Source organism: Sutcliffiella horikoshii (assembly GCF_044809035.1).
In the GTDB taxonomy this organism is placed as follows: domain Bacteria; phylum Bacillota; class Bacilli; order Bacillales; family Bacillaceae_I; genus Sutcliffiella_A; species Sutcliffiella_A horikoshii_G.
Genome location: NZ_CP085237.1, coordinates 4,309,206 through 4,322,385, shown reverse-complemented (window position 1 = coordinate 4,322,385; position 13,180 = coordinate 4,309,206). Strand labels below are relative to the sequence as shown.

Below are 13,180 nucleotides of genomic sequence, written 5' to 3'. Positions count from 1 at the left end.
CATGAATCCCCCTTTCGTTTTTATCTAGACAACCTTAATTCAATAGAAAAAAGTGCTTATCTGTACAAGTTTTGTTCAACAAACACTCTGCTAGAAAAACACCCGTTGTATGTTTATTCATTCGTATACTGTGAAAAAGATATTATATAGTAGAAAAGTAGTTTTCGACAAAAAACCACACCTGTGGACAAATACTTACACACACCCTTGAATAACTATCCACATCTTATCCACAGTCTGTGGAAAACTATTTTCGGTCAACCATTTATTAAGAGTGAAAACACAATAATAATATCAAAAAAATCCTTGTGTTGCAATTGCTTTTTGATATTATCCACAACTACCACAAATTGTGGAGAAAAGTTTTCCACAACACAAGATACTGTGTAAACCTTGTCGATAAGTGCTGTGGATGACGAAAAATAGCGAAAAAAGTTATTCACAGGTAGAAAAAAGTTAGATGCATAAAAGGGGTCAGTCCCCTTTTATGGTTCCAGACCCCGATTTTTAAATTTGTGTGGAAGATTGGGTATTTGTTTTCGGGGTCAGGCACCTTTGGCACCTTTTTTAATTTTTGTTGTTGGTTTGATCTATTAAATATTGTTGTTAGTTTTTACTATATAAAAAGAAAGGGTTGCTTTGTGAGGCTGTGGAATTTATACTTACATTTGGGAAGTTGACATTCCGATGATATATTCTCTATAATTAGTAAGACTGTCTGTAAAGAAATTTTATATTATAGGAAAGCAAGACTTTCCAGTGGTGTTGAAAAACGGCTTATAAATGTCTATCGATCATATAGAGGTGTTTTTCCACTTAGATTTTGAAGTATCCTCAGGGAGGTGTCATAGTAATGAAAAGAACGTTTCAACCAAATAATCGTAAACGTAGTAAAGTACACGGTTTCCGTGAGCGTATGAGTTCTGCAAATGGACGTAAAGTTCTTGCACGTCGTCGTCGCAAAGGAAGAAAAGTATTATCAGCATAAGGCCACTGACTGTCAGTGGTCTTTTTTACTATTTCGGGCATATTCCGGTTATTTTTTCGCGGGAATTGAGAAAGAATGTTGAAATAGGACCGAATTAGAGGATTTGTGTAAGGCAGGAGGAGACACATTGAGGAAAGAACAAAGAATCAAAAAAAATAAAGAGTTCCAACATGTGTTCCAAAAAGGAAAGTCGATGGCTAATCGGCAATTTGTCATATATGCTGCGCAGAAGGCCGACCAACCTGTATTCCGGATCGGCTTATCTGTCAGCAAGAAAATTGGAAACGCTGTAACAAGGAATCGGATCAAGCGGCTTGTCAGACAAGCAATCCACGAAATGAAAGAGCAACTGCCTGGTGGCGTCGACATCGTCGTGATCGCCCGAAAACCAGCTGCAGACATGTCATTTGAAGAAGTTAAAAAAAGCCTACAACACGTCATAAGAAAACTCCCGACACTTTCTGCTAAGAAATAAACTTTAAGAGATTTGTAATTCCCCTAAGTTTATAGCTTTTGATTGGAGCAAAAGGCGAAGACTCTTGTGGGAGATAGCGCTAGGTGGAGACCCGCAGGCTTGCCGAGGAGGCTCCAGCAGCGCCCCCAGGAAAGCGAAGCCATTTGCGGAAATCAAAAGCGGTGTTAATGAGAGCAGGAAAAAATGTGTTGGAAGTGTGACATATATTCAATTTGTCAGATAAAAATGATAGGATGTAAAAGGAATCATTTTTTTTGTGTAAAAAGGAGGAAAAAGAGGTTGAAAAATCGAATATGGCTACTAACGGCCCTTATCGGACTTGTAGCTTTACTATCAGGCTGTACAGAAATCAACCAGCCGATCACTAATGAGAGCGAAGGCTTCTGGAACGAGTACGTGGTTTATCCGCTATCTTGGCTGATTACTTATTTTGCAGAACTATTAAACAATGACTACGGTTTATCTATTATTATTGTCACGTTATTAATCCGATTTGCTATCTTACCGTTGATGATAAAGCAAACAAAGAATGCAAAGGCGATGCAAGCCTTACAACCGGAAATGAAAGCACTTCGTGAAAAATATAGCTCCAAAGACCAAAAGACACAACAAAAATTGCAACAAGAGACAATGGGTCTTTTCCAAAAGCATGGTGTGAACCCGCTTGCCGGATGTTTCCCATTATTGGTTCAAATGCCGATCCTTATTGGATTTTTCCATGCGATTACTCGTACAACGGAAATTGCCAACCATAATTTCATGTGGTTTGACTTGGGAGATCCAGATCCATACTTCATCCTTCCTGTTGTTGCTGGTATCACGACATTCATCCAGCAAAAAATCATGATGGCTGGTATGGACAACAACCCGCAGATGGTGATGATGCTTTGGATCATGCCAATCATGATCGTAGTATTCGCGATCAACTTCCCTGCGGCACTTTCCCTATACTGGGTAGTGGGTAACATCTTTATGATTGTTCAAACTTACTTTATTAAAGGACCGGAGCTGAGAAAAGCAAAAGAAACAGCTGCTGGAACTGCAGGAGGAACGAAAAAGTGAAAGAAATAACTGCAACTGGTCCAACAGTCGAGGAAGCTGTCCAATCTGCTTTAGCTCAACTAAACACATCAAAAGACCGTGCAGAAATTACAATCGTTGACGAAGGCAAGAAAGGTCTCTTCGGATTGTTTGGCTCAAAACCTAGTGTTGTAACCGTCAAATTGAAGCATGACCCGATCGAAGAATCAACGAATTTCTTGAAAAAAGTTCTTACTGAAATGAATATTGTCGCTGAACTGGATGTAAAGGTGGAAGGTAGAAATATCTTCATCGGCATCAGTGGCGAAAAAACCGCACTAATCATCGGAAAAAGGGGACAAACCCTTAATTCCCTTCAATATTTAACGCAAATTGTCGCAAATCGCTACTCCCATCAGTATCTAAATGTTGCCATTGATGCGGAAGGATACCGCCAGAAACGCCGGGAAACCCTGGAGCAGCTTGCAGAGCGACTTGCACAAAAAGCAATAAAAACAAAACAGGATGTACATCTGGAACCGATGCCTTCTTTTGAACGCAAGGTGATGCACTCGATCATCTCTGCCTACCCGGAAGTAGAAACCTACTCCGTCGGCAAAGAACCGAACCGCTCCCTTGTCATCACCACAAAAAAGAACAAAGTCGCAAAAAGATAATCCAAAAACTAAAACGGCTGCCCCTAAAAATAAGGGCCAGCCGTTTTTTTTAGGGTCGTCAGGGTAATGCTTCATTTCAACGTCGTGAAGAAGACCCGGTGCAGAGGTAAAAAGGAGAAGAGAAGTCCTCATCGCCGTGATGATATGCTCCCTTTTAAGTAGACAGATTAAATAACAAAAATCTGTTTCTGCTAAGGGGAGTATTTATTATGTCAAAAAAAACTAACTCTTTCGATATCAAAATCAACGTCATAAGGACTTGGGAAAATCGTACTCACACTATTACAGATTTAGCCCATATAAATAACGTTAGTCCATCCACAATATATAATTGGATAGATAGATATGAAAGTCTGGGGGAGAACGGCTTATACCCTACCTCAAAGGAGTATTCTAAGGAATTTAAGCTGAAGGTAGTCCAGGAATACCTTAACGGGGGGCACTCTCAAAAAGAACTTGTGAGGAAGTATGAAATTTCAAGTAAATCTGTCCTCCAGAAATGGATTAAGAATTATAATAGTCATAGAGAGCTAAAAGATACTTCAAAAGGAAGGAAGTTCACTATGACTAACAAAAGAAAAACTACCTTAAATGAACGAATAGAGATTGTGCACTATTATCTAGAGAACGGCATGGATTTTCATAAGGCAGCTGAGACCTTTCAGGTCTCTTACCAACAAGTGTATCAATGGGTGAAAAAATATGAGAATGGTGGCGAAGAAGCCCTCCAAGATAAACGTGGGCGGAAGAAGGAAGAAGTGGAACTTTCTCCTGAACAGAAGATACAACGAGAGATGAAGAGGCTTGAAAGGGAAAATGAACGATTGCGAGCAGAGAACGCATTTCTAAAAAAGTTAGAGGAGATCGAAAGGAGGCAAAAATAAGTCAGATTCGCCATGAGGCGAAATACTTAGCTATTCAGGAACTGGAACAGGAAGAAGGGTTTTCTATCGTTATGCTCTGTGACATTGCGGAGATTGCCCGGTCTGCCTATTACAAATGGTTGAAGCGTGAGCCTTCAAAACGTGAACGGGAAAGTGAAAAGTTAATGAAAGAGATTACTACTTTATTTGAAAAAGTGAAGGGGATTTATGGTTATCGTAGAGTGACCATTACGTTGAATCGAAGGTTAGGAAGATCTTATAACCATAAACGAATCTATAGGTTAATGCGTGTTTTAGGCATTCAAAGCATTATTCGAAGAAAAAAGAGCCGTTACAAAAAAGCGACCCCTAATCATGTTGCACAGAACCTTTTAAATCGCGAATTCCAAGCGAAAAAACCAAATGAAAAATGGGTGACGGACGTTACGGAATTTAAGTTCGGTAAGGCCACAAAGGCTTATTTGAGTGCCATCCGAGATTTATATGATGGGGCTATTATTAGTTATGTTTTAGGACGTAAAAATAACAATCAGCTAGTGTTTAAAACATTGGATCAAGCAACTGCCATGTTGAATGGTGAACAACCGCTTTTGCATAGTGATCGAGGATTTCAATATACCCACCTTGAATTCAAAAGAAAAATGGATATGGGAAAGATGACTCATAGTATGTCCCGAGTTGGACGATGTATTGATAATGGTCCAATAGAGTCTTTTTGGGGGACATTGAAATGTGAGAAGTATTATTTGGAGAAATATGAAACGTTTGAGGACCTAAAAGAGGCGATTGATGAGTACATTCATTTTTATAATCATGACCGCTATCAAAAACGATTAAACGGCCTTAGCCCTTTAGAATACAGAGCTAAGACAGCTTAGTCTTGTTTTATTATTTCAAGTGTCTACTTGACAGGGGGCAGTTCATAATGAAGACCTCAGTGACAAGAAAAAAGGAGAAGTGAAGTCTTCACTGAAAAAAACGGCTAAAAGGAACAGCAAGTTCTAAAATCCCAAGATTTGTTTTAGCGAACAGATACTTAGGCCAAACTGATGAAACAACTGTGCGAGATTTGTTTATTGTTATTCACATGTGGATAAGTTAAAATAATTGATGACAAACGAAGCTCTCGGGAAATTTTTGTGGATAACTGTCGAACAGGAATACTTTAAAAGACACAAGAATTATGCTAACCTTAGTAAGTTAAAGGACGACTATTTTACATTGATATAGAAGAAACAAAAAGAAAAAGAAATGAGGTGAATGATATGTATGAGTTTGACACGATAGCAGCTATTTCGACTCCGATGGGGGAAGGAGCGATCGCCATTGTCCGCCTGAGCGGAGACGAAGCGTTCCGAATCATTGATGAAATTTTAGTCACCCCGTCATCCAAGAAAATGAAAGATGTTGCCTCTCATACCATTCACTACGGACATATCGTAGATCCAAAAACGGAAAAGACAATAGAAGAAGTAATGGTTTCGGTAATGCGGGGACCAAAGACTTTTACAAGAGAAGATGTGGTGGAAATTAACTGCCACGGCGGAATAGTTTCCGTCAATAAATTGCTTCAACTCGTTTTAAGCAGGGGAGCAAGGCTTGCCGAACCTGGTGAATTTACCAAGCGTGCCTTTTTAAACGGCCGGATTGATCTTTCCCAGGCAGAAGCAGTAATGGATCTGATTCGTGCCAAAACAGACCGAGCGATGAATGTGGCGTTAGGTCAGATGGAAGGCCGATTATCCAAACTGATTCAGAAACTTCGCCAAGAAATTTTAGAAACACTGGCGCATGTAGAAGTTAACATCGACTATCCGGAATATGATGATGTCGAAGAAATGACCCATCAATTATTGCTTGAAAAGTCTTCCTATGTAAAAGAAGAATTGGAAAAGCTGTTACAAACCTCCCAACAGGGTAAGATATTAAGAGAAGGTCTTTCTACCGTTATCATTGGACGGCCAAATGTCGGGAAATCATCGTTATTGAACAGCCTCGTTCATGAGAATAAGGCAATCGTAACCGATATTCCCGGGACAACACGTGATGTCATTGAGGAATATGTAAGCGTCCGTGGTGTACCACTGCGCCTGGTGGATACTGCAGGTATCCGGGAAACAGAAGATATCGTAGAGCGTATCGGTGTCGAGAGATCAAGAGAAGTCTTGAAAAAGGCAGACCTGATATTACTAGTGTTAAATAACAATGATGACCTTACAGACGAGGACAAGCAGTTGTTTGAAGCGGTTAAGGGCATGGATGTCATTGTGATTGTAAATAAAACCGACCTGCCTGCAAGAATAGATTTAGAGCAAGTGACAGTGCTTGCCAATCAGCATACGGTCATTTCCACTTCTTTAAAAGAAGAACAGGGAATTGATGAATTAGAAGAGGCCATTTCTTCAATGTTCTTCCAAGGAGACTTAGAAGCAGGCGATATGACATATGTCTCCAACTCTCGTCATATCGGTCTGATTACGCAAGCCCAACAAGCATTGGAAGATGCAATAGAAGGAATGGAAAGCGGCGTGCCAATAGACATTGTACAAATAGATTTAACAAGAACGTGGGAAATACTTGGTGAAGTAATCGGGGATGCAGTACATGAAAGCCTGATTGATCAGTTGTTCTCACAATTTTGCTTAGGTAAATAGGATAGGAGGGAACACACATGGAATATCATGCAGGTTCCTATGATGTAATAGTAATTGGTGCTGGTCATGCAGGGGTAGAAGCAGGACTGGCAGCAGCTCGTCAGGGAGCGAAAACGTTAATGGTGACCATTAACCTGGATATGGTTGCTTTTATGCCATGTAATCCATCTGTCGGCGGACCCGCTAAAGGGATCGTTGTGCGCGAAATTGATGCGCTTGGTGGAGAAATGGGGAAAAACATTGATAAGACGCATATTCAAATGCGTATGTTGAATACAGGTAAAGGACCTGCTGTCCGTGCATTGCGGGCACAGGCAGATAAATTCCTTTACCAGCATGAAATGAAAAAAACCATTGAGAACGAAGAAAATATCACGCTTCTGCAAGGAATGGTCGAAAAGTTGATCGTTGAGGACGGCATATGCAAAGGTGTTATCACGCAAACAGGTGCCATCTATGAATCCAAGACGGTTGTAATCACGACAGGAACATTCCTGCGCGGGAAAATTATCCTTGGAGAACTTCAATATTTAAGCGGACCAAATAATCAACAGCCTTCTATCACGCTTTCGGAGCATTTGGAAGAGCTAGGGTTTGATTTGGTACGGTTTAAAACGGGTACTCCTCCACGTGTAAATAGTGCATCCATTGACTACAGTAAAACGGAAATACAACCAGGCGATGATGTGCCCCGTGCGTTTTCCTATGAAACAACGGAATATATCACCGATCAGCTACCTTGCTGGTTAACTTATACTAGTGCAGAAACACACCAACTAATTGATGACAATCTCCACCGTTCCCCGATGTATTCCGGGATGATTAAAGGGACCGGGCCGAGATATTGCCCATCCATTGAGGATAAAGTGGTGCGATTCAACGACAAGCCTAGACATCAGATTTTCCTAGAGCCAGAAGGAAGAAATACGCAAGAAGTATATGTACAGGGACTTTCCACAAGTCTTCCGGAAGATGTACAGCGTAAAATCCTTTCCACTATTCCGGGATTAGAAAATGTCCGCATGATGCGAGCCGGGTATGCCATTGAATATGATGCCATTGTCCCAACGCAATTATGGCCGACACTTGAAACAAAAAGAGTGCAAAACCTTTATACAGCTGGTCAAATCAACGGGACCTCGGGGTACGAGGAAGCGGCCGGGCAAGGAATTATGGCGGGTATCAATGCCGGAAGACGTGCCCTTGGTGAAGAAGACCTCATCTTAAGCCGTTCCGATGCTTATATCGGCGTACTGATCGATGACCTTGTTACGAAAGGTACTAATGAACCGTATCGACTGCTTACTTCTCGTGCGGAATATCGCTTGCTCTTGCGTCATGACAATGCAGACCTGCGTTTAACGGAAATCGGACATAAAATTGGCCTTATTTCCCCGGAACGATACGAAAAGTTTGTCGCAAAAAAACAAGAAATCGAAGCAGAAAAAGAACGCCTGCAATCGATCATCATTAAACCGAATGAAAAGGTTCAGTCTATCATCAGAGAAGCCGGTGGAAGTGAACTGAAAGACGGCATCAGGGCAGCAGATCTTTTGAAACGTCCTGAGATGACCTATACCCATATTCATCAGATGGTACCAGCGGAAATGGATATTTCTCCAGATGTAGCAGAACAAGTGGAAATTCAAGTGAAGTATGAAGGCTATATTCAAAAATCCCTTCAACAGGTGGATCGCCTGAAGAAGATGGAAAACAAGAGAATACCGGAAAACATCGATTATGATGACATTCACGGACTTGCGAACGAAGCAAGGCAGAAGCTAAAAGAAGTGCGTCCTTTATCCGTTGCCCAGGCTTCCAGGATATCTGGGGTAAATCCAGCAGACGTTTCCATTTTGCTTGTTTATTTGGAACAAGGTCGGATCGCCAAAGTATCCAACGAGTAAATCCAACGATAGAAAGGATACGAACACATGAATAAAGCACAATTTATTTCCCTGTTGGAGGAGAAAGGGATTTCCCTTTCTTCTCAACAGCTTTCTCAATTTGATACATATTACAAGCTGTTAGTGGAATGGAATGAAAAGATGAATCTTACTGCCATCACGGATGAAGAAGAGGTTTATCTTAAACATTTCTACGACTCCATTACCGCATCGTTCTATGTCGATCTAACTCAAGAATTATCTCTATGTGATGTAGGAGCGGGTGCTGGTTTTCCTAGTATTCCTCTGAAAATATGTTTTCCGAACCTTAAAGTCACCATCGTGGACTCGCTTAATAAGCGCATAACATTTTTACAGAACCTTGCAAGCGAGCTTGGTTTAAAAAATGTTCATTTTGTTCATGACAGAGCGGAAACATTCGGGAAAAATGCAGACTATCGCGAGAAATTTGATCTTGTTACCGCAAGGGCAGTGGCACGTTTATCTGTATTAAGTGAACTTTGCCTGCCATTGGTAAAAGAAGGCGGTATGTTTGTGCCGATGAAGGCTGCGGCTGCAAGCGAGGAACTTGAAAAAGGGAAAAAAGCTTTGCAAATTTTAGGTGGTAAACTAGAAAAGGTGCATTCTTTTTCCTTGCCGCTCGAGGAAAGTGAACGAAATATCCTAATCATCAATAAAATCAAGTCTACACCTAAGAAGTACCCCCGCAAACCAGGTACACCGAACAAACAACCATTAGAATAAAAATATTTGTGCGTACAAAAACTCGTTTCATGTGAAACATTTTGATCGGAAAAACAGGACTTATTAGCGTGAAAAGCGAATTACGTTAATAGGGATTCTATCCATAAGGTGGTGGAACTATGAAGTCTCCGTTCTCTCGTTTTTTTGGAATTGGCGAAAAAGAAGAACAGGAAATAGTAGAAAAGACTGATCATGATAAAATTATGCAGGTAGCTGTAAAGGACATTGTTCCGAATAGATACCAACCACGTACTGTTTTTGTAGATGAAAGAATAGAAGAGTTATCTTTGACGATCCGGACACACGGTATTATTCAACCTATTGTTGTCCGTCAATTTGATGAGGGCAAATATGAAATCATTGCTGGGGAACGCCGTTGGAGAGCTGTTCAGAAGCTAGGATGGGAAGCCATTCCTGCCATTGTGAAAGAATTTAACGATGCAGAAACAGCCTCTGTTGCCCTTATTGAAAACCTTCAACGCGAGGAATTATCTGCAATTGAAGAAGCAATCGCTTATTCCAAGCTGTTGGAATTGCATAGTCTGACACAGGAAGCATTGGCCCAACGCTTAGGAAAAGGTCAATCCACTGTGGCTAACAAGCTGCGTTTATTAAAGCTGCCTTCTGAAATTCAGGATGCCCTGCTTCAGAAAAAAATCACCGAGCGTCATGCTCGTGCCCTAATTCCGCTAAAGTCGCCGGAAAAACAAGTGGCCGTGCTTGCTGAAATTTTGGAAAAGCAATTGAATGTTAAGCAAACAGAAGAACGCGTGGTAAAACTGCTCGAAGCTGCTAATCCAAAACCAAAGGCTAAGCGTAAAGCCTTCAGTAAAGATATGCGAATTGCGATGAACACAATCCGCCAATCACTTACAATGGTAAACGACAGCGGCATCAAGCTGGACTCACAGGAAGAAGAAACCGAAGAATATTACCAATTCACAATCCGGATACCGAAAAAATAATACCACTACCAAGGTGGCCTTCGCCGTTATTTATCCAAAACCTAGCAATCTAGTACTTATACTAGTAGCTGCGTCCAGATAGATAATAAGCGAAGCCATCTTTTTTACACCTTCAACACCATTATTTCCCGAGAAACATTCTTCGACAATTTCCCCCCCACCACCTCCCCGATATTTATTCTCAAAAACAAGTTAAATTTCTGTCAATTCATGATAAAATAAATGAGAAACAAAAAGTCCTGTTAAGTAGAATCTTTAACTATAAAGTAGTTTCTAGCTGTTGATTGGAGCACGAGGCGAAGACTCCTGAGGGAGATAGCGGTAGCTTGAGACCCCTGAAGCGTTGTGAGGAGGCCCAAGCACCGCCCCTAGGAAAGCGAAGCCCAGTGCGGAAATCAACAGCGGCGTAATCCCGTACTAACGAATAAAAAGTATGTTCTTTTCTGAAGGCAGGTGACAGCATGGGCAGAATTATTGCTATTGCTAACCAAAAAGGTGGAGTTGGAAAAACAACTACATCAGTTAACTTAGGTGCTTGTTTAGCCTACATTGGTAAAAGAGTGCTTTTAGTAGATGTGGACCCACAAGGAAACGCCACTAGTGGAGTGGGAATCGAAAAAGCAGAAGTCCATCAGTGTATATATGATATTTTAGTAGAGGATGTAGAAGCAAAAAAGGCCATTCTTCCAACAAAGGTAGAAAACCTTTCCATCATCCCTGCAACCATACAACTCGCAGGTGCTGAAATTGAACTAGTTCCTACTATTTCAAGAGAAGTACGTTTAAAAAGAGCATTAGATGATGTGAAGCATCTTTATGACTACATAATCATCGATTGTCCCCCATCTTTGGGCTTATTAACCATCAATGCTTTAACGGCTTCTGATGCAGTTGTGATTCCGGTACAATGCGAATATTATGCACTCGAAGGATTAAGTCAGCTATTAAATACGGTAAGACTCGTACAGAAACATTTAAATAAAGAACTTATGATCGATGGTGTCTTGCTAACGATGCTCGATGCCAGAACGAATTTGGGTATTCAAGTTATAGAAGAAGTGAAAAAGTATTTTCAGGATAAAGTGTATCGAACCATTATTCCTCGTAATGTTCGTTTGAGTGAAGCGCCAAGCCATGGAGAACCCATCATTATTTATGATCCTAAGTCACGTGGAGCGGAAGTTTACTTAGAATTAGCAAAGGAAGTGGTGACACATGGGTAAAGGATTAGGTAAAGGCATAAATGCTCTGTTTCCTTCCATTGAAGCTTCCAAGGAAGAAGCCGTTCAGGAAATCAGTATCAAGGAAGTGCGACCAAACCCCTACCAGCCTCGTAAATACTTTGAGCCAGAAGCAATTGAAGAATTAAAAGAATCGATCTTGCAGCACGGAATCCTTCAGCCAATTATTGTTCGTAAGAGCATTAAGGGATACGAAATCGTCGTTGGGGAACGCCGGTTCCGTGCCGCAAAAGAAGCAAAACTGACTAAAGTTCCTGTTGTGGTACGCTCTTTGACAGAACAGCAAATGATGGAACTTGCTCTTCTGGAGAACTTGCAACGCGAGGACCTTACGCCGATTGAAGAGGCCGCTGCCTATCAATCCCTGATGATGAAGCTGGAACTGACACAAGAACAGTTAGCAAGCAGGCTTGGGAAAAGCAGGCCGCATATTGCGAATCATATCCGGCTATTATCTCTTCCGAAATCTGTGCAGGAGCTGATGAACGATGGAAAACTATCCATGGGACACGGCCGGGCATTGTTGGGGCTAAAAAGGAAAGAGAAATTAAAAGCGGTCATTGACAAAGTGTTGCAAGAGCATTTAAATGTTCGTCAGTTAGAACAGTTGATTCAGCAGTTGAATGAAGGTGTTCCACGTGAAACGAAAAAAGACTCGGAGGAAAAGGATATTTTCCTAAAGGATCATGAATCCGTTTTGCGTGAGCGTTTTGGCACTTCTGTCTTTATTAAACGCACTAAAAACAAGGGTAAAATTGAGATTGAATTTTTCTCTGATGATGATTTAAACAGATTGTTGGAATTGTTGGCTCAGTCAGAAGAATAAAAAGCAGATCACTACATGGTGGTTTGCTTTTTTGGATAGCGTTACTTTTAATAGAAATGGGGCAAAAGAGTGGTTTTATTAGGAACCATTGTTAATGGGTTATGTATTGTGCTAGGTACATTAATAGGGAAGATCTTCACCCGTATACCGGAAAATACGAAAGAAACAGTGATGAAAGTCATTGGCCTTGCCGTATTTTTACTTGGAGCACAAATGGGTTTTAAGAGTAATGAATTTCTCATTGTTATCATCAGTTTGGTAGTAGGAGCGGTACTTGGTGAATGGATTAACCTGGACCGGAAGCTGAACAATGTCGGCAATTGGCTGGAACGAAAGATGGGGTCAAAACAGCAGGGCTCCGTATCAAAGGGGTTTGTGACGGCTACGCTCATCTTTGTTATCGGAGCAATGTCGGTTGTCGGTTCTTTGGATAGTGGACTTAGAGGCGATCATCAAGTGCTATATACAAAATCTATTATTGACGGATTCACAAGTATTGTTCTGGCTACGACATTAGGTATCGGCGTCCTGTTTTCCGCCATCCCAGTTATGATATATCAAGGAAGTATCGCTTTATTTGCTACTCAAATAGACCTGTTTGTCCCACCTGATTTACTGGAGTTGCTCATTTTCGAGATCACCGCTACCGGAGGGGTGATGATTATGGCTATTGGAATGAACATCATAGGTGTAACAGCTATTCGAGTGGCCAACCTGCTTCCGGGTATTTTGGTAGCAGCAGGACTTGTGCTCATTCAATACTTTTTATGATGTAATCTATTATTTTTTACGAGGTCGA

At 41.0% G+C, this 13,180-nt stretch carries 12 protein-coding genes; all 12 read left to right on the top strand.

What is annotated here, in order from left to right; translation table 11 throughout:
* Positions 1 to 853: 853 nt before the first annotated feature.
* The gene (gene rpmH / locus LG307_RS22050; protein WP_010197888.1) at positions 854 to 988 is read left to right on the top strand and encodes a 50S ribosomal protein L34; all 135 of its coding nucleotides are present in this window, start codon (positions 854 to 856) and stop codon (positions 986 to 988) included.
* Positions 989 to 1,115: 127 nt separating this feature from the next.
* A complete protein-coding gene (rnpA, locus tag LG307_RS22045) occupies positions 1,116 to 1,463 on the top strand; it encodes a ribonuclease P protein component (RefSeq protein WP_404446688.1) in 348 nt (115 codons plus the stop codon).
* 279 nt (positions 1,464 to 1,742) lie between these two features.
* Positions 1,743 to 2,525, top strand: a complete 783-nt coding sequence (gene spoIIIJ / locus LG307_RS22040; protein WP_404446685.1) for a YidC family membrane integrase SpoIIIJ — start codon at positions 1,743 to 1,745, stop codon at positions 2,523 to 2,525.
* Positions 2,522 to 3,160: an RNA-binding cell elongation regulator Jag/EloR gene (gene jag / locus LG307_RS22035; RefSeq protein WP_404446682.1), complete on the top strand. Its 639-nt coding sequence runs from the start codon at positions 2,522 to 2,524 to the stop codon at positions 3,158 to 3,160. The genes spoIIIJ and jag overlap by 4 nt, the downstream gene beginning before the upstream one ends.
* A gap of 209 nt (positions 3,161 to 3,369) precedes the next feature.
* Positions 3,370 to 4,922, top strand: a protein-coding gene (locus LG307_RS22030; RefSeq protein ID WP_404446679.1) for an IS3 family transposase whose coding sequence is annotated in 2 segments (ribosomal slippage) — positions 3,370 to 4,006 and positions 4,006 to 4,922 — 1,554 coding nt in all. Because the reading frame shifts where the segments join, the coding sequence is not laid out codon by codon here.
* Positions 4,923 to 5,309: 387 nt separating this feature from the next.
* A complete protein-coding gene (gene mnmE / locus LG307_RS22025; RefSeq protein WP_404446676.1) occupies positions 5,310 to 6,698 on the top strand; it encodes a tRNA uridine-5-carboxymethylaminomethyl(34) synthesis GTPase MnmE in 1,389 nt (462 codons plus the stop codon).
* 17 nt (positions 6,699 to 6,715) lie between these two features.
* Positions 6,716 to 8,605: a tRNA uridine-5-carboxymethylaminomethyl(34) synthesis enzyme MnmG gene (mnmG, locus tag LG307_RS22020; protein ID WP_404446673.1), complete on the top strand. Its 1,890-nt coding sequence runs from the start codon at positions 6,716 to 6,718 to the stop codon at positions 8,603 to 8,605.
* A gap of 27 nt (positions 8,606 to 8,632) precedes the next feature.
* Complete coding sequence (rsmG, locus tag LG307_RS22015) at positions 8,633 to 9,349, top strand: 16S rRNA (guanine(527)-N(7))-methyltransferase RsmG (RefSeq protein WP_404446670.1); 717 nt, start codon at positions 8,633 to 8,635, stop codon at positions 9,347 to 9,349.
* A 119-nt stretch (positions 9,350 to 9,468) separates the two neighbouring features.
* Entirely contained in the window at positions 9,469 to 10,314 is an 846-nt protein-coding gene (gene noc, locus LG307_RS22010) for a nucleoid occlusion protein (protein ID WP_404446668.1), read from the top strand.
* A 461-nt stretch (positions 10,315 to 10,775) separates the two neighbouring features.
* A complete protein-coding gene (locus LG307_RS22005) occupies positions 10,776 to 11,537 on the top strand; it encodes a ParA family protein (protein ID WP_404446664.1) in 762 nt (253 codons plus the stop codon).
* Complete coding sequence (locus tag LG307_RS22000) at positions 11,530 to 12,381, top strand: ParB/RepB/Spo0J family partition protein (RefSeq protein WP_404446661.1); 852 nt, start codon at positions 11,530 to 11,532, stop codon at positions 12,379 to 12,381. Before LG307_RS22005 ends, LG307_RS22000 begins: the two co-directional genes overlap by 8 nt.
* Before the next feature lie 69 nt (positions 12,382 to 12,450).
* Positions 12,451 to 13,152: a DUF554 domain-containing protein gene (locus tag LG307_RS21995; protein ID WP_404446659.1), complete on the top strand. Its 702-nt coding sequence runs from the start codon at positions 12,451 to 12,453 to the stop codon at positions 13,150 to 13,152.
* Positions 13,153 to 13,180: the final 28 nt, after the last annotated feature.